16 protein-coding genes are annotated in these 15685 nt (G+C 73.3%); 5 read left to right on the forward strand and 11 right to left on the reverse strand.

Annotation, left to right across the window (positions count from 1 at the left end; genetic code table 11):
• The first annotated feature begins 20 nt into the window (after positions 1 to 20).
• Complete coding sequence (locus SMD11_RS33165; RefSeq protein WP_087929959.1) at positions 21 to 584, forward strand: phage tail protein; 564 nt, start codon at positions 21 to 23, stop codon at positions 582 to 584.
• A gap of 4 nt (positions 585 to 588) precedes the next feature.
• Positions 589 to 1701: an NADase-type glycan-binding domain-containing protein gene (locus SMD11_RS33170; protein WP_087929960.1), complete on the forward strand. Its 1113-nt coding sequence runs from the start codon at positions 589 to 591 to the stop codon at positions 1699 to 1701.
• 18 nt (positions 1702 to 1719) lie between these two features.
• Here SMD11_RS33170 and SMD11_RS33175 read toward each other — a convergent pair whose 3' ends face one another.
• The 3 genes from SMD11_RS33175 to SMD11_RS33185 form a co-directional block, all read right to left on the reverse strand.
• Entirely contained in the window at positions 1720 to 2349 is a 630-nt protein-coding gene (locus tag SMD11_RS33175) for a histidine phosphatase family protein (RefSeq protein WP_087929961.1), read from the reverse strand.
• Between the two features lie 78 nt (positions 2350 to 2427).
• Positions 2428 to 4167, reverse strand: coding sequence for an asparagine synthase (glutamine-hydrolyzing) (gene asnB, locus SMD11_RS33180; protein ID WP_087929962.1), 1740 nt, complete (start codon positions 4165 to 4167; stop codon positions 2428 to 2430).
• A 42-nt stretch (positions 4168 to 4209) separates the two neighbouring features.
• A complete protein-coding gene (locus SMD11_RS33185; RefSeq protein WP_087929963.1) occupies positions 4210 to 5313 on the reverse strand; it encodes a hypothetical protein in 1104 nt (367 codons plus the stop codon).
• Positions 5314 to 5411: 98 nt separating this feature from the next.
• Here SMD11_RS33185 and SMD11_RS33190 point away from each other — a divergent pair, with 98 nt between their 5' ends.
• Positions 5412 to 5909: an NUDIX domain-containing protein gene (locus tag SMD11_RS33190; protein ID WP_087930884.1), complete on the forward strand. Its 498-nt coding sequence runs from the start codon at positions 5412 to 5414 to the stop codon at positions 5907 to 5909.
• Here SMD11_RS33190 and SMD11_RS33195 read toward each other — a convergent pair.
• Positions 5866 to 6609, reverse strand: coding sequence for a hypothetical protein (locus tag SMD11_RS33195; protein ID WP_087929964.1), 744 nt, complete (start codon positions 6607 to 6609; stop codon positions 5866 to 5868). The genes SMD11_RS33190 and SMD11_RS33195 overlap by 44 nt on opposite strands.
• 479 nt (positions 6610 to 7088) lie before the next feature.
• Positions 7089 to 7802, reverse strand: a complete 714-nt coding sequence (locus tag SMD11_RS33200; RefSeq protein ID WP_087929965.1) for an SDR family NAD(P)-dependent oxidoreductase — start codon at positions 7800 to 7802, stop codon at positions 7089 to 7091.
• 163 nt (positions 7803 to 7965) lie between these two features.
• Here SMD11_RS33200 and SMD11_RS33205 point away from each other — a divergent pair, with 163 nt between their 5' ends.
• Together SMD11_RS33205 and SMD11_RS33210 are read left to right on the forward strand one after the other, a co-directional pair.
• Positions 7966 to 8535: an AAA family ATPase gene (locus SMD11_RS33205; RefSeq protein ID WP_087929966.1), complete on the forward strand. Its 570-nt coding sequence runs from the start codon at positions 7966 to 7968 to the stop codon at positions 8533 to 8535.
• Positions 8532 to 9500, forward strand: a complete 969-nt coding sequence (locus SMD11_RS33210; protein ID WP_087929967.1) for a phosphotransferase — start codon at positions 8532 to 8534, stop codon at positions 9498 to 9500. Before SMD11_RS33205 ends, SMD11_RS33210 begins: the two co-directional genes overlap by 4 nt.
• Before the next feature lie 55 nt (positions 9501 to 9555).
• Here SMD11_RS33210 and SMD11_RS33215 read toward each other — a convergent pair whose 3' ends face one another.
• The 6 genes from SMD11_RS33215 to SMD11_RS33235 are packed head-to-tail and all read right to left on the reverse strand — an operon-like array spanning position 9556 to position 15632.
• Positions 9556 to 10707, reverse strand: a complete 1152-nt coding sequence (locus tag SMD11_RS33215; RefSeq protein WP_087929968.1) for a hypothetical protein — start codon at positions 10705 to 10707, stop codon at positions 9556 to 9558.
• A gap of 36 nt (positions 10708 to 10743) precedes the next feature.
• Complete coding sequence (locus SMD11_RS33220; RefSeq protein WP_087929969.1) at positions 10744 to 11553, reverse strand: histidinol-phosphatase; 810 nt, start codon at positions 11551 to 11553, stop codon at positions 10744 to 10746.
• A gap of 4 nt (positions 11554 to 11557) precedes the next feature.
• Positions 11558 to 12334, reverse strand: a complete 777-nt coding sequence (locus tag SMD11_RS35645; RefSeq protein ID WP_159395438.1) for an SDR family NAD(P)-dependent oxidoreductase — start codon at positions 12332 to 12334, stop codon at positions 11558 to 11560.
• Positions 12331 to 13320 carry a hypothetical protein gene (locus tag SMD11_RS35650; RefSeq protein ID WP_159395439.1) on the reverse strand — a complete coding sequence of 330 codons (990 nt, stop codon included), beginning with the start codon at positions 13318 to 13320 and terminating at the stop codon, positions 12331 to 12333. Before SMD11_RS35650 ends, SMD11_RS35645 begins: the two co-directional genes overlap by 4 nt.
• Before the next feature lie 8 nt (positions 13321 to 13328).
• A complete protein-coding gene (locus SMD11_RS33230; RefSeq protein ID WP_087929970.1) occupies positions 13329 to 14519 on the reverse strand; it encodes a methionine adenosyltransferase in 1191 nt (396 codons plus the stop codon).
• 45 nt (positions 14520 to 14564) lie between these two features.
• Entirely contained in the window at positions 14565 to 15632 is a 1068-nt protein-coding gene (locus SMD11_RS33235; protein WP_087929971.1) for an inositol-3-phosphate synthase, read from the reverse strand.
• Between the last annotated feature and the right edge of the window lie 53 nt (positions 15633 to 15685).

Raw genomic sequence — 15685 nt, forward strand, 5'->3', positions numbered from 1 at the left:
CTCACGAACGGGGCCACCCCATGACCAGGGCCGCGATACCCGGACTGACCGGCCGTCACCCCCTCGGCACCCTGCTGCCCGGCCTGTACACGGACGACGACCTCGCCCAGCGGTTCACCGCCGGACTCGACACCGTGCTGGCCCCCGTCCTCTCCACGCTGGACAACCTCCCCGCCTACTTCGACCCCCAACTCACGCCCGCGGACTTCCTCGGCTGGCTGTCCTCCTGGGTGGACGCCGGCCTCGACCCGGCGTGGCCGGAGGCGCTGCGCCGGGCCGCCGTGGCGCGAGCCGTGGAACTGCACCGCCGGCGCGGCACCCGGCGGGGACTGGCCGACCGGCTGTGGCTGTGCCTCGGAGCGCGGGCCGAGATCTCCGACGGCGGAGGCGCGCGCTGGTCCACCACCGCGGACTCCGAACCGCCCCCGGAGCCGGCCGGGGAACTCCTGGTGCGGGCCTGGCCGGTGCGCACCGACCGGCTGGACAAGGCCCAGGTCCTCGACGTCGTCCGGGCGTCCTGCCCGGTCCATCTCACCTGCCGGGTCGAGATCCTGCCCGGCCCGCCCGACAGCGCAGGAAGGTGACCCCGTGCGCTCATGCCCGGTGTGCCAGGCGGCCAACGGCGAGACCGACGACTTCTGCGGGAACTGCGCTTCCTACCTCGGCTGGTCCGAGCCGTCGGCGGCACCCGCCGCCGCCCGGACCGGAGAGCCGCCCGCCACGCCCTCCGCGGAGGTGGCCGGCCCCACGGCGAGGCCCCCGGCCGGTCCCGCGAAGCCGTCCGGCCCCGCCTCGCCCACGGAGCCCGCCGCCGAGGACAGGGCGACACCCGCCCCGACGGCCCCGGCCCCGTACGACCGTGGCGGCACCGCCGGACCGGACACGCCCGGCCCCGCGCGCCCGGAGACGCCCGCGGGTGACCCGGTGGTCCCCGTCCAGCCCGCGAAACCCGTCGCGCGCCGCCCTGTCGTACGCCCCGTACCGGTGACCGAGCCCTCGGGCGGCGGCCCGCCGTGCCCCTCCTGCGGAACGCCGAACCTGCCCGAGCGGCGGTTCTGCCGGCGCTGTGCCGCACGGCTGACGCCGCCTCGGCACGTGGTGGCGCTGCCGTGGTGGCGTACGCGGTGGCCCTTCCGGCGCCGGGTGCGCGGCGGCTCCGGCCAAGGGCTCCGGCGGCTCCTCGCGGTGCTGGTGGTGATCGCCCTAGCGGTCGCCGGGTTCCTGCTCGTACCGGCCGGCCGCGCCCTCTTCGAGGACACCCGGGACAAACTGGGCAAGGCCGCGGAGGTCGGCCCGGCCGCGGTCACGGCGAGCGCCGAGGTGCCCGGCCACCCCGCGGCCCAGGCCGCGGACGGGCTGTCCAACAGGTACTGGGGAGCCCCTGGGCTCGGCGACTCGGTCTCGTTCACCTTCGGCGCGCCGTTCCGGCTGGTGGCCCTCGTGGTGCACACCGGCACCTCGGCGAAGCCGGAGGACTTCCGGCACCAGGCGCGGCCCGTCCGGGTGGATCTCGTGGTGGCCTCGGCGGACGGCAAGGTCCACAGCACCGCTCTGACCTTCAACGACAAGCCAGGCCCGCAGACGGTCCGGCTCGGCGTCAGCGACGCGGTCAAGGCCACCCTTGTCGTACGCGCGGCGGCGGGCCTGGAGCCCGGCCGGCACATCGCCCTGGCCGAGGTGGAGTTCTTCAAGCGCACCTGACGGCCGGGGCGGCCCCTGTCAGTCCTCCAGGTGACGGGTGTCGCCGAGGCGGACGATCTGGCGGTTGTGGAAGAAGTCGTCCTCGCGCAGATGGGTGATGCTGCCCGAGGGCGCCCGGAGGTTGACGTAGCCGAGGGACTCGACCGGCATCCTGATCCAGGACGCCACGACGAAGGTCAGCGCGAAACCGTGGGTCACGATGATCTGGTGCTCGCAGGGGCGCTGCACGATCTCGTCCATGGCCGCGTAGACGCGCCGGGCCAGGTCCGCCTTCGTCTCGGCCCCCGGCACGCCCTCGTCGTGTGCCATCCGGTCCCCGGTGGCGGGCGGCGGCACGAACCGCTTGTCCAGCCACTCCTGGGGCCGCCCCTCCGCCTCCCCGTAGGACTTCTCCCGCAGCCGGTGGTCCAGGACCGGCTCCACGCCGAACAGCCCGCCGATCTCCTCGGCCGTGCGCCGGGTCCGCAGCAGGTCCGAGGAGATCAGCTCGACCTCGGCGTCCTCGGGGATCTCGGCCCGCAGCGCCTGGGCGATGGCGGCCGCCGCCCGCAGGCCGGTGGGGGTGAGGTGGGAATCGTGCCACCCGCCGACGAGCCCCTCGACGTGGTGGCTCGCCTCCGGGTGGGTGACGACGTGGATACTGCGCACCGGCGCGTGCCTTTCCGCTGGAGGGGTAGCTGCCTGACGCCGGACCGTACCGCACGGGAGGAACGGCGCGCGGGGGATTCACGGGAGGGACAGCTCCAGGACCATCAGGCCCCACAGCAGCCGGGCGTGGTCCCGTCCCGCCGTGTGTTCCGCGAACACCTTCCGTACGGCCGCCCCGCTGAGGAACCCGGCGTCGCAGAGCCGGGGCCTGGCCAGGACGTCGGTGGTGAAGTCCCAGAGTTTGGTGCCCGGGGTCATGAAGGCGTCCACGGGGAACGTGAAGGGCTGTTTCGCCCGCTTCTGGACCGACCGCGGGATCAGCCCTCTTCCGGCGTCCCACAGGATGCCCTTGCGCCGGGACCCGTCGACCTTCAGGTCGTCGGGGGTGCGGCGCGCGAAGGCGGTGACGGAGGGCTGGCAGTAGGGCACACGGCCCTCGACCGCGTGCGCCATGCCGAGGTGATCGAGTTTGCGCAGGTTGAGGCTGGGCAGCTTGTGCAGCCGGTCGAAGGTCAGCAGCTGCTCCAGGCGTGAGGGAGCCGGCCGGCCGAGGAGCTCCAGGGACCGTTGCCGGCTGCTCGCACCGGAGTCGATCAGCGCGCGGTACTCGGGGGTGTAGAGCCGCCGGTAGCGCGCCTCCGGGACCAGCGACAGCCGGTCGAGGTAGCGGGCCTGCCAGGTCCCGTCGTCCGCCGCGAGTGCGGTGCTGTAGCGGCGGTAGCCGCCGAACTGTTCGTCGGCCCCGTCGCCGACGAAGCAGACCCGGAAGGAGCCGTGCGCGATCTCCTGGAAGAGGACGTACGCGCTCAGGGCGTGCGGTGTCGCGTTCGGGGTGCCCAGCGCCGTCACCATGGCCGGTATCAGCTCGGGCAGCCGCGCCTCCCTGATCTCCACCACTTCGAGCGGGATGCCGGCGTGCGCCGCGGCCTGGCGCGCGTAGCCCTCCTCGTCCGAGTCGTGGCTGCCCTCGTGGGTCACGTGGAAGCCGGTGACGTCGGCACGGCGGCGCCGGAGCAGCGTGGCGAGGACGGCGGAGTCGAGGCCGCCCGAGACCTGGACGGCCACCGGCGCGGACTGGAGGGACATCCGCTCCACCTCCCGGGTCAGCAAGGCGGCGAGGCTCCCGGGCGTGCAGGCGTCGTCCGCGGGCCGCGGACGGGCGTCCCGCCGCCGGCGCTTGACGACGGTCCTCACGTCGTGGACCAGCTGCTCACCCGGGTGCAGGGACGACACTCCCGCGTACCAGGACGTGCCGTTGGGCAGGCACTGCCAGTTCATGTAGTGGTCGACGGCGAGCGGGTCGACGGAGAGAGGCTTCGGCCGCAGGGCGGTGATACCGCTCAGCTCGGATGAGAAGACGACGCCGTCCCCGGTGGCCGCGTAGTACAGGCTCTTGACGGCGAGCGGGTCGCACCACAACTTGAGCCGGCGCCCGAAGCGCAGGTCCACCAGGGCGATCGCGTACATCCCTTCGAGCCTGTCGGCGAAGCGGTCGCCGTGCAGCTCGTAGTACGGGATCAGGACCGACCCGTCCGAGTCGCCATCGATGTGTACGCCGTGTCCGGCGAGCTCCGCCCTGATGGCGCGGAAGTTGTAGATCTCGCCGTTGAACACCGCGTGCACCGAGCCGCCGGCGTTGGTGAAGGGCTGGCGGCCGTGGGACGGGTCCTGGATCGAGAGGCGGTTGCACCCCAGGCCCCAGTCCTCACCCCGGGCGCAGTGCTGCTGGTCCGGGCCGCCCGGCAGCTGGGCGTCCCGCGCGGCGTGCAGGGCGGTCTCGTCGGTACCCGCTCCGAAGTAGCCGTAGATCCGGCACAAGGGCGTCTCCCCCTGGCGATCGCTGAGGGCCGGGGTGGCCTCTCAGGCGGACTTGTTGTTCTCCCCGGCGGGTGCCTTCCGGCCGGCGGCCCATTCCCGGAGCGGCAGGCCGTGCTCGGCCGGGCGCCGCGCCGTCATGGCGGTCAGGAGCTCGCGCAGGGAGGGGACGTCGGCCTCGGCCTCGCGGGCGCGGAAGCAGTACTCGTTGGAGATCTCGGCGTTCCAGCTCATCGTCCCGTGGAGTTCGCCCTTCAGCAGGCCGAGGAACTCCTGCCGGCCGACGAAGGCGTCGGCGCCGTCGCGCACCCGGCGGATCTCGGCGAAGGCCAGGTCGATGAGGTCGAGCCACTCCAGGACGGCGTCCGCCGCTTCGGCCGGGTCCGCCACGCCGTACGCGTTGAGGTGGCGGAACCGCCCGGTGAGCCCGGACAACTGCCGGGGGAGCCGGGTCAGGAAACGGGCCAGGTACTTCGGGTTGCGGTTGGTGTTGCCGTACGCGTGGGTCAGGCCCCGGAAGGTGTCGGCACCGAGCTTGCGGGCCGCGATCAGCGCGGACTCGTGGTCGCCCTGTGCCCACATGCCGGCCAGGTCGCGGAAGTCCGGGTAGCTGCCGACCGCGGTGCGGAACGCCGTGTACGCGACCTCCCCCGGGCGCACCTCGGCGGTGAGCTTCTCGAACTCGTCGGCGCGCGTCAGCGGGACGCCGTACGTGAGCCGGGAGAGGAGGCGGAAGTCCACGGCCGAGGACGCGAAGCCCGACGACTTGCGGGCGCGGCCCCTCAGCTGGGCGTACAGCCGCGTGTGCGCGGCGAGCATGTCGGAGATCTCCTGGACCGTCCAGTACTCGACGTCCACCCCGAGCAGGCTCTCGGGGAGGTAGTCGAAGCTGGCCCTCACCCGGTCGCCGCTCGTGTAGTACCTCATGTGGCTCTCGCGGGGGAAGGTGTCGCGGTGGAACCTCTCGTCCTCCGACCGCGCGATGACGCTGAAGTCGAAGTCCGACGACGGGGTGCCCGAGCCGTCGACGAGCGAGCCGGACAGCATCAGGATGTCGCTCCCGACGAGGTGGATCTTCGCGAGTACGGCCTCCTCGTCGAAGTCGTCCATGCCGTCGACCGAGGAGACGTGTGCGCGGAAGGAGAGCATGATCGCCCTGCCCCTCTCTGCGGAGTGGGTGGCTCAACGTATGTGGTCCGATCGCCTTGCCTCAAGCGGTGATCCGGCCGACCGGATACCGTGTCCCGGTGACTTCGCCCCGTCTTCGCCACTCGGTGCGCGCGCTCGTCCTGGACGAGCGGGACCGCGTGCTGCTCTGCCGGTTCGCCCTCCGGGAGGCGGCCGGGACGACCGTGCTGTGGGCCGCTCCCGGCGGCGGCGTCGCGCCGGGGGAGACTCCGCTCGGGGCTCTGCGGCGGGAGCTCCGGGAGGAGGTGGGCCTCGCGCTCGCCTCCGATCCGCCTCATGTGTGGCACCAGGAGATCGTCGATCCCGGTATGAGCCGGGGGTACGACGGCGTCGTCAACGACTACTACCTCGTCCGCGCCGCGTCGTTCACCCCGCGCGGTGAGCTGACCGAGGAGGAGCTCGCCGCCGAGAACATCACCGGCACACGCTGGTGGCGGGCGCGGGACGTCGTGGACCACCGCGGTCCGGACCTCTTCTCGCCCCGCGACCTCGGCACCCCGCTGACCGCGCTGCTCACCGGAGGGGTTCCGGAGCGGCCGGTGCGGCTCGGCCTGTGACCCGGTGCTCCCGCCCGCGGTCCGGCCCCGGCACGCGGGCACGGAGGTGACCGGACAGCTGTCCGACCTGCCGGCGCACGTCGCGGAACTCGTACCGGAAACGGAACGTCGGCAGCGCCGTCAGGGCGTCACGGGTGCGCTCCGACGCCCCGCCCTCGGGTTCGTGGCCGAAGATGTTCAGGTGCTTGTTCGGCAGGCCCAGGAGGCGCTTCTCCAGCAGCCCGTCCCGCTCGGCGGGCGGTACGGGCGCGAATCCGGCCTCCGAAGGGTCGTCGGCGAGGCTCAGGTGCACGAGCGCGTCGACCCCGGTGGACCGCCCGATCCTCGTGTGCAGCAGGTCCGCGTACTCCCAGGGGTAGACGAGAGCCGTCCCGTGCTCCTCGGCCCCCGACTCCCGCAGGCTCAGCAGCGTCCGGTTGGCGGGGTGGGTCAGCGAGGCCCGGACGGCCCGCGCCCGTTCCCGCCCGAACAGCAGGTCCAGGGTGTCCAGCCGCACCGACACGGACCGGGGCCAGCCGACGCCCAGGACCCCGTTCCCGTCCGGCTCCGCCGTCAGGCTCACGTCGTCGTTGCACACCATGACGCCCGAGCCGTCCAGCACGCCGGCCATGATGAAGGAGGTCTTGCCCGCCCGGCTGCCGCCGACCAGGGCGACGCCGAGGCCGTCGAGTTCGACGAGTCCGGCGTGGAGGAAGAGCACGCCCTGCCGGCTCGCGGCCGAGCGGTGCGCCGCCCGGGTGGCCCGCAGGAGGGACTGGGTGACCCACTCCTCGCCTCGGGGGCCAGGTGGTAGAGCGTCTTGCGGGGATGGTCGACGGCGTAGTCCACGGTCACCTCACCCTGTGCGGTGACCGATTCCCGCACGGCGCCCTCCGGAGGCTCGGCGCCCGCGGTCATCTGCCACGTACCCGGGTCCGAGGAGCCCGGTTCCAGGGTCAGATAGGGGCCGGCGAGGCGGCCGATGTGCTCCGCCACGGACCGGGTACACGCGAGGCCGGTGCTCGCGAAGTGCGAGCGGACGGTGTACCGGTGCGTCGGGCTGCTCGATCCCATCGGGTGCGTCACCCCCGTGTCGGCGTACGGACCGGACGTCGGCCGCTCGGTCGATCATGACAAGGTTTCCGTGCCCTGTCCGGAGCGATTCCGCTGGGCGGAACGGCCTCGGGGCCCGGCCGCCGGTCAGGGAGTGCCCGGGTCCTCGTCACCCACCAGCGGGCCGCGGGTGTCCCATCCCAGTTCCCCGAGGCCACGGAAGAACCTGCCGTTGGACCGCGTGGCGGGAAGGTCCAGCAGGCGCACCAGATCGTCCGCAGCGGGCCCGGGTTCGAGCGGCGCGGCCTCGGTGCCCATGCCGGTCCGGATCCAGCCCGGGCAGTAGGAGAAGGCCGACAGGTCCCCCGGGCCGGCCGCGAAGTGCCGGGCCACGGTGAGGACCAGCGAGTTGGCCGCCAGCTTGGAGGAGCGGTAGGCGAACGACGCCCCGTCGGCGTCCTGGAGCCTGCCCATCCCCGAGGAGACGCAGACGATCCGCCCCGACCCTCGCGCGAGCATGCGCGGCGCGTACCTCAGGACCAGGCGCGCGGTGCCGAAGAGGTTGACCTCGAAGGTGTCCCGCAGATCGGCCACGGAGAGCGAGAAGAGGTCGCCGTAGCCGCGGCGGGGGTCGTCCAGGTAGACCCCGGCGTTGCTGACGAGCACGTCGACGTCCTCGCCGGCGAACAGGTCGTCCGCGAGCGGTTCGCGCAGGTCGGCCACCTGGTAGTCGTCGAGGGCGCCGTTCCGGGGCGAGGCCGCCAGGCCCGCCCCCAGCACGCGGTATCCGGCCTCCTTCAGGGCACGGCAGAGGTGCGCCCCCAGGCCGCGGGAGACGCCGGTCACCAACGCGCTCGGCATGCCGGCGAGCGTAACCCGTCCGCCGGGAGATGTCTGCGGGCGGAACCGGTGGCGCGGCAGCGGGTTCCCGCCTCGTGCCGCCGCGCGCCTCGTGCCGCTCAACACGACTGCTGTATAAGGTGGTTGGAACTGACCCAGGCACCCGAGGAAGGGAAGGCGGCGGATGCGCGGGCACCGGCTGCTCGTCACGGGACCGAGCGGAGCGGGAAGCACGACACTGGGACGCTCGCTCGCGACCCTGTGGGCGGTACCCCACGCGGACGTGGACGACTACCTCTGGCTGCCGACCGCCCCGCCCTACACCCACAAGCGCCCCGTCGAGGAGCGCCTCGCGCTGATGCACGCGCTGTTCGTGCCGCGCGCCGCCTGGGTGCTGTCCGGATCGCTGCGGGGCTGGGGCGACGGAGTCATCGCGCAGGCGGACGGCGTCGTCTTCCTGACCATCGACGCGGACACCCGCATGGACCGGCTCAAGCGCCGCGAGTACGTCCGGTACGGCGAGAGCATCGAGAACGGCGGCGCCCACGAGGCGGCCCACCACGACTTCATGCACTGGGCGCGGGGCTACGAGGACACCGAGGTCCCCGGCCGCCGCTCCAAGGACGAGCGCTGGCTGGCCCGGCTGACCTGTCCGGTCCTGCGGCTCGACAGCACCCGGCCGCTGGACCTGCTGGTCAAGGCGGTGACCGACTGGTGCGGCGAGGAAGTGACCGCCGGCGGTCGCAGGCCATGACCGGCTCCGCGCGCCCCACGGTCCGGCGCGCCATGGAGCTCGTCGCGGCCGGTGCCGCCGAGGCGCTCGAAGGCCGCGGCCTCAACACGTCCTACCGGGTCGCCGGGCCCGGCGGCGGGACGCTCTCCGTGAAGGTGCACTGCGCCGAACGCTCCTCGGACACGGAGTTCCGGCGCATCCGGTGCGTGGACGCGGCGCTGCGCGGCGCGGCCTGGTACCCGCCGGTGGTCGACATGGGCTTCCACACAGTGGAGCGGCCCCGCCTGGTGGTGGTCCGGCCGTACGTCCCGGGGGAGCCCTCGGACGACGCGCGGCGGCAGATCGCCCAGGTCGTCGAGGTGCTCGCGGAGCTGGCGGTCCGGGCCGGCGGGGTGAGCGCCGGGGAGGAGCTGGTCGGGGACTACGCCTCGCCGTGGATGTCCGGCGCGGAGCGCGAGCGCGCGCTCGTGGACCCGCTGCTGACCGGCGAGTGGCGGGGCCTCGCCCGGGCCCTGGACGACCACCTGGGCGGGCTCCGGGCCGGCGCCGCGCGGCTGACGCGGCCGGACGCCCTGGTGATCCACCACGGTGACCTGCACGGCCGGAACCTGATCCACGGCGGCCCGCGGCCGCTGACCGTGATCGACTGGGACGAGGCCGGTCTCTCCCGCCGGCCGGCCGACGCGGGCAAGGCGCTGTGGCTCTCCTGCCGCCTCGGCCGCGGCGACTTCCTCCTGGACCCGTGGGCGCTCCGCCGCTTCCTCACGCACCTGCGCACGCGCCTGCGCGTGCCGTACGCGAGCGCCTGCGACCTGGCGCGGCTCGGCGCCCTGTGGTTCCTGCCGAGGCACGGCCATGTGACGCTGCTCGGGCGGCGCGACGCGAGCCTGGGACCGTGGTACCTGGGCTGGGTCTCGCGCTTCTGGGACCGCTACCGGCGGAACATGGACCTGCTCGCCGGGACGGCGGCGGCGCTCGGCGCGTGACCGGACCGCGGTCAGGACCGGGGCCGCCGGGCCGCCCGTACCGCCCCGGGCCCGGTCACCTCCGCACGGCGTCCTGGAACCCGTCGGCCAGCTTCGTCACGTCGGAGGCGCTGCCCACGGAGCAGCGCAGCACGGGAAGTTCCGCGAGGTGCTCCAGGAAGGCGTCGACCGACGGGGGTTCGGCGCGGCGCCGGACGGGGACGTTCAGCCAGTCCTCGCCGTAGAGGTTGTCGTCGAGGGAGAAGCAGTTCCTCCTGATCACCTCGGCGGCGTGGCCGGGCGTCGAGGGTTCCAGGGAGTAGCCCGCCATGAGGTCGACCCGGGGCAGGAGAACGCCGGCGAGCGGGGCGTCCGGCACGACGCGGACGCCGAGGTACCGGTTGACCTCCCGGGAGCTCAGCTTGAGCTTGTCCTCGCCGTGGAAGCGGTCCCAGTCCGACCCCGGGGGCGGGAATCCCGCGCGCACGGACCAGGTGGCGAAGTCGGTGACGCCCATGACGTCGAGCGAGCCCTTGTTGACGGCGAGCGGCAGCGGGCAGGCCGTCACCCGGTAGCCCCGGTGCTCGTCCGGCCGCCGGTCCAGGTGCATGCGGTCGTTGCCCATCCAGCCGGCGGAGGGCAGCAGCCGGGCCAGTGCGACGGCCGTGGTGGACTTGCCCGCCCCCGAGTCCCCGATCACCAGGTAGGCGCCGCCGTCGTGGACGAACGCCGACGAGTGCAGGACCAGGGAGCCCTCGGCCTTGGCGATCCGGGTGGCCACGTCGCGGACGATCCGGGTCAGCCACCGGTCGCCCAGCACCGACCGGGGGCGTACGACGGTGAGGCGGCCCTCCGTGCGGACGAGGGCGGCGACCTCGTCGGAGTTCACGTCCTTGAGGGTGAACACCGTCCACCCGTCGCCGTCGAAGCGCGGCAGCCGGTGGTTCCGGGTGAGTTCGTACTCGCCCCGCACGGCGGTGGCGGCGGCCTCGTCGAGCAGCTCGTGGATCCCGGCCGGTCCGGATGTCAGGTCGGCCACGGTGAGGTCGGGCCCGGAGGCGTGCGCGGTCTCGGTCACGCCCAGCATCCCCGGTGGCCAGAAGGTCTCCGACACCAGGGCGCCGGCTCCCGCGGAGGTGGTGACGATCCGCAGCGGGTGGTCCCGGACCAGCAGGTACCGGTCGGTCGCGCCGGCGGGGTCGCCGCCGGCGAGTTCGTTCACGCGCATGGGGGCTCCAGACTCCGGACGCCGTGGTCCGGTCGGTCAGAACAGGGGGCAGGCTCGTGCGGTACCGCGGCGGAAGACCGTCCAGGTGCGGAATCCGATGTCACCGAGCACCTTGACCACTTCCGGGTACTGGTCGCAGACGCGTTCGGGAACGTGCGCGTCGGAGGCGAAGGTGATCGGGACCCGGAAGTGGTGGGCGCGTTCGAGGAGGTCGAACTCGGGGTACCAGCCGCCGCACTTCTTGGTGCCGCCCGAGGTGTTGATCTCCATCACGGCGCCGGAGTCGCGGATCGCGCGCAGCATCTCGTCGGCCGCGGCGGGCGCGGGGACGGCCCCCAGCTTCGGGTAGTTGCCCTTCAGCGCGTCCACGTGCCCCATGACGTGGAAGAGCCGGGACCGGGCGCACTCGGCGATCGCCCGGAAGTACCGCGCCTTGACGGCGGGCAGGTCGTCGTCCTCGACGGTCTCCCAGCGGGTGACGTCGAAGATGTCCCGGCCCTCGAACATGTGGACCGACCCGATGACGTAGTCCAGCGGGTACCGGCCCAGCGCCTCGGTGTACGGGTCCATGCGGCCGCTGAAGAAGTCGGCCTCGGTGGAGACGAGGATCTCGATGCTGCGGGCGAACTCCTCCTTCAGCGCCAGGGCTTCGGCGATGTAGGAGGGGAACGCGGACTTCGGCATCGCCACCCGCGGCAGCGCGTGGTCCTCCTCGGCCGCGAACATCGGGGTGTGGTCGGAGAGCCCCAGGACCTTGACGCCCTTGTCCAGGGCCGCCGTGACGTAGTCGCGCAGCGAGCCGGTGGCGTGCCCGCACCGGCTGTGGTGCGTATGGAGATCGATCATGATGTCATACCGCCAAGTACCCTCCGTCGACCGGCAGGTCGGCACCGGTGATGAAACTCGCCTCGGCCGAGAGCAGGAACGCGATCGGCGCCGCGACCTCGGCCGGGTCCGCGAACCGCTTGAGCAGGAACTTGCCGCCGTGCTCCGGGGCCGCCTCGGCCGCCGCCCGGTCGAGCCCGAGCACCTCGCGGTGGTACCGCTCGTTGCCCGCGTTCCACACGGTGCCGGGGCTCACCGAGTTGACCCGGATGCCCCGCGGCGCCAGTTCCTCGGCGGCGCACCGGGTGAAGCCGAGCACGGCGGCCTTGCTCGTGTTGTACGTCAGGTAGCCGCTCTGGGCGATGTGCGCGGAGATGGAGGCCATGTTGACGATCGCGGCGCCGGCGTCGCGCTCCGGGAGCCCGGCGGCGAACTCCCGGACGACCAGGGCGAGGCCGACGAGGGTGGGGTCCAGCGCGGCGTGCCATTCCTCGGGGGTCGCGTCCAGGCCCTTGAAGACGAAGCCCGCGGCGAGGTTCACCAGCAGTGTCGGCCGCGGCCAGCCGGCCGGGAGGCCCGCGAAGGCCGCCGTCACCGCCGCGCCGTCCGACACGTCGCCCACGGCCAGCCCCACCTCGTGGCCCCGCGCCCGCCACGCGTCCACGGCGGCCCGCCCGTGCTCAGCGCTCTTGTCGTAGACCAGGACGCGGCAGCCCTCGGCGCACAGCCGTTCGGTGACCGCGGCACCGATCCCCTGGGCGCCGCCGGTGACCACGGCCGTGCGCCCGGCGAGTCCGTTCACGTCCCCAGCCCCTTTCCGGTGGCGGCCCAGCGCAGGACGCGGTCGAGGACCGCGGCGCGGGGAAGGTTCTCGGTCGCGCCGTGCGGGGACACCGTCTCCCCGGAGTCTTCGGCGAGGTTGTGGTCGGCGGCCAGTGCCGCCACCGCCGCCGGGGAGACCCCGCGTTCGGCCAGTGACCGGCCGAAGGCGGTGCTCCCGACGCCTTCGCCGTCGGCAGCGGCGAAGTACCGCCAGGCCTGGAACATCCCCTCCAGGTGGCCCGCCGACAGATGGACGGCGTTGCGGCCCTCGGAGAGGCCGGTCCCGTGCTCCCGGGCCAGGGCGCCCAGGGCACCTCTCAGGGACGCCGGGGGCGCGTGGAAGGGGTGGAGCGGCCCCAGGAGTTCGCCGCGCAGCGCGTCGATCTCGCGGTGGCTGTGGCATTCGAGGAGGCCCACCAGTGCGCCGGGGCCGGTGTATCCCGCGGCCAGCGACGGCAGGAATCCGTTGAGCACCGTGGCCGGGCGCCCGTTCAGCTCGGTCACCGAGGCGTACGAGCCGGAGCCGAGCTTGCGGATGCCCGCCGCCCGGCAGCGCTCGTCCAGGGCCGCCGGGGACAGGTCCGCCTCACGGGTCATCGCCTCGTACGCCCCGACCGCGCCGCCGGTCCCCGACGCGGCCAGGAGCGCCCCGAGTTCCTCGCGGGCACCGGAGGACAGCGCCTCGGGGCCGTCCGCGGCGACCCGGTGCAGGCGCGGGTAGTGCAGGAGCAGATACCCGCGCCCGAGGAAGTCCCCGGCCGGCATCACGGCGGCGCGCAGGACGCCGGCATCCCCCTGTCCGAGCACCCGTACCGCTTCCGCCAGGGCGTCGGCCGCGCTGCCCGCGGTCATGACCTCGGGCTTGACCAGCACCACGACGTGGCTGACGGCGTGTGGCACCGGTGCGGGACCGGTGTCCGCGCGGCGGCCCGTGGCACGCGCCCGTACGACGAGGGCGCGTGCCACGTCTCCTGTCACCACAGGGTGATCCCCTGCTCGATCAGCTCGACCGTCAGCTCGCCGGAGCCCGCGACGGTGGCCTCCACCAGGGCCTTCAGGTCCGCCTCGGCCGCGTCGGGGGTCGTCACCACGACCTCGTCCGGGCGGTCCAGGGGCGCCTCCTTGGAAGTGAAGATGTGCACCTGGGCAGGTCCGCCGAACCGCTCGTGCACCTGCCGGGCGAGCCGCATGGCCATGACGTTGTAGATCTTGCCGGTGTGGTCCAGCGGGTTCTTGCCCGCGGGCGCCTCGATGCTCATCGGGCGCATGGGCGTGATGAGCCCGTTGACCCGGTTCCCCCGCCCGACGACGCCCACGTCACCGGTGTCCGCGACGGAGCCCAGGGCGGTGAGGTAGGGGCGCCCGTTGCGGTCGGTGGCGTTCATCAGCATGCGGAAGTCGCGGACGCCGAACGAGCCGACGAGCTCCTCCAGCTCCTTCTGGATCACCGCCTTGCGGGTCAGGTAGTGGTCCATCGAATCGATGCGGCCCGCGAGGAAGGGCATGTTGACGACCAGGCTGAAGGCGTCCCGGCGCCTGCTGCCGAACACCTTGACGTCCCAGCCGGTGTCCGTGTGCCGCCGCTTGAAGCCGGGGCCGTTGATGTGCCGCTCCAGCCCCAGCACCGCGTTCTCCAGGCGGGAGAGCGGAGCGTAGCCGTGCAGCAGGTTGGTGTCGTTGGAGACCAGCCCGCCGGAGCGCAGCGGCACGAGATCCTTGGGGGAGGCCGGCTGGTACCGCGACCGGCCGCGGCCCGAGCCCTGGTGGTCCACCACGCCCAGTTCGACGACCAGGTGGCGGCCGGCGTCGAAGCCCGTGGTGACCTCCGCCAGTACGTCCGCGGCGGCGCGGAACATGAGGTCGTGCACCGGGATCACGGCGGTGCCGACCCGGAAGGCCGCCTTCCCGAAGACCTTCACCCGGTAGGGCGAGGTGAGCTCGCCCCGCCCGTAGCCGGTGTCCGCCCCGCCGCCGTACAGCGTCACCTTGTCGAACCAGTGGTGGGCGACCCCACCGAACTCCTTGAGGCAGTGCAGGGAGTAGTAGCGGGACATGCGCTCCGCCATGGCGTCGCACATGGTGTCCGGGTGGCCCACGCCCTTGCGCTCGACCAGCTCGTAGGGCAGGTCCTCGACCGAGGGGGCGTCCCGTTGTATCGACAGCATCGACCGGCTCTCCGTTCGGTGGGCGGCGTTCGGTGGGCGGCGGGGTCAGGAGGCGAAGCCCAGGAACGCGGCCCTCGCCTCGGATTCGGGCAGGCCGCGCGGGGGGCTCTTGAAGAGCAGGGGGGACGGTGCGTGCACCTTGCCGGACAGGCCCCGGTCGGTGGCGGTCTTCGCGGCGCGCACGGCGTTGGCGATGACGCCGGCGGCGTTCGGGCTGTCCTCCACGGTGAGTTTGATGTCGATGCGCACCTCGGAGCCGAGCACGGACTTGGCCCTGACGTTGGCGAAGCACACCTTGCTGTCACCGAGGTGCCCGATGAAGCCGGTGGGGCCGGCCACCCCGTCGACGTCGGTCATGCCCGCCGCGCGCAGCGCGTTGGCCTTCGAGGTGAACTTGGAGGCCGAGCGGCCGGCGTCCGCCAGGTTCAGGAAGTCCGTGTTGCCGCCGACGTTGAGCTGGTAGGTGCTGGTCAGCTCCAGGCCGCGGCTGAGCATCAGCTCGATGAGGGCGGTGTGCAGGCAGGTGGCGCCGAGGTGGCTGCGCAGGTCGTCACCGAGCAGGACGACACCGGCGTCCGCGAACCTGCGGGTGACGTCCTCGTCCCGGGCCAGCTCCTCGGGGGTGCAGTTCACGACGGCCGCCCCGGCGGCGAGGGCGGCGTCCGCGAACATGCGGATGGCCTGGGAGGCACCCGTGGGCAGGGCGATGACGAGGACGTCCACGTCGTGTTCGACGAGGGCCTTGGCGACGTCCTCCGGGGTCGCGTCGTGCGCCGCGGTGGCGGGCTCGACGACCGAGCCGAGCGGCCCCGTGAGACCGTCGAGGACGGGCGCCGGCAGGACCGGGGCGTTCCGGTCGTCGCCCAGCTCGGTGAAGGCCGTCGCGGCGATGGCGGGCGCGGTGAACGCCTCGGCCAGGGGCCGTCCGACCTTCGCCGCGTCCACGTCGAACGCCGCGACGACCCGTACGTCCGCGAGCCGGTAGCCACCCACCGTGTGGCACATCAGGCCCGGGAGCCGGGTGTCGGGGTCCGCCTGGGCCAGGGCGACGAACTGGGTGAAGCTCCACGCGCAGTTCCCCGCGCCGGCGAGCGCGACACGTATCGATGTCATGACAGATGGCTCCTTCTTCTCGGCGGACACCAGCTACTCGGGCGCGCGCGGCA

The sequence above is a fragment of the Streptomyces albireticuli genome (assembly GCF_002192455.1).
GTDB classification, from domain to species: domain Bacteria; phylum Actinomycetota; class Actinomycetes; order Streptomycetales; family Streptomycetaceae; genus Streptomyces; species Streptomyces albireticuli_B.

Excerpts from the sequence above, each read along its gene's own strand:
- SMD11_RS33165 (WP_087929959.1), top strand. The coding sequence starts at position 21 with ATGACCAGGGCCGCGATACCCGGACTGACCGGCCGTCACCCCCTCGGC.
- SMD11_RS33185 (WP_087929963.1), bottom strand. The coding sequence starts at position 5,313 with ATGCTCTCCTTCCGCGCACACGTCTCCTCGGTCGACGGCATGGACGAC.
- SMD11_RS33200 (WP_087929965.1), bottom strand. The coding sequence starts at position 7,802 with ATGCCGAGCGCGTTGGTGACCGGCGTCTCCCGCGGCCTGGGGGCGCAC.
- SMD11_RS33205 (WP_087929966.1), top strand. The coding sequence starts at position 7,966 with ATGCGCGGGCACCGGCTGCTCGTCACGGGACCGAGCGGAGCGGGAAGC.
- SMD11_RS33210 (WP_087929967.1), top strand. The coding sequence starts at position 8,532 with ATGACCGGCTCCGCGCGCCCCACGGTCCGGCGCGCCATGGAGCTCGTC.
- SMD11_RS33215 (WP_087929968.1), bottom strand. The coding sequence starts at position 10,707 with ATGCGCGTGAACGAACTCGCCGGCGGCGACCCCGCCGGCGCGACCGAC.
- SMD11_RS33220 (WP_087929969.1), bottom strand. The coding sequence starts at position 11,553 with ATGATCGATCTCCATACGCACCACAGCCGGTGCGGGCACGCCACCGGC.
- SMD11_RS33230 (WP_087929970.1), bottom strand. The coding sequence starts at position 14,519 with ATGCTGTCGATACAACGGGACGCCCCCTCGGTCGAGGACCTGCCCTAC.
- SMD11_RS33235 (WP_087929971.1), bottom strand. The coding sequence starts at position 15,632 with ATGACATCGATACGTGTCGCGCTCGCCGGCGCGGGGAACTGCGCGTGG.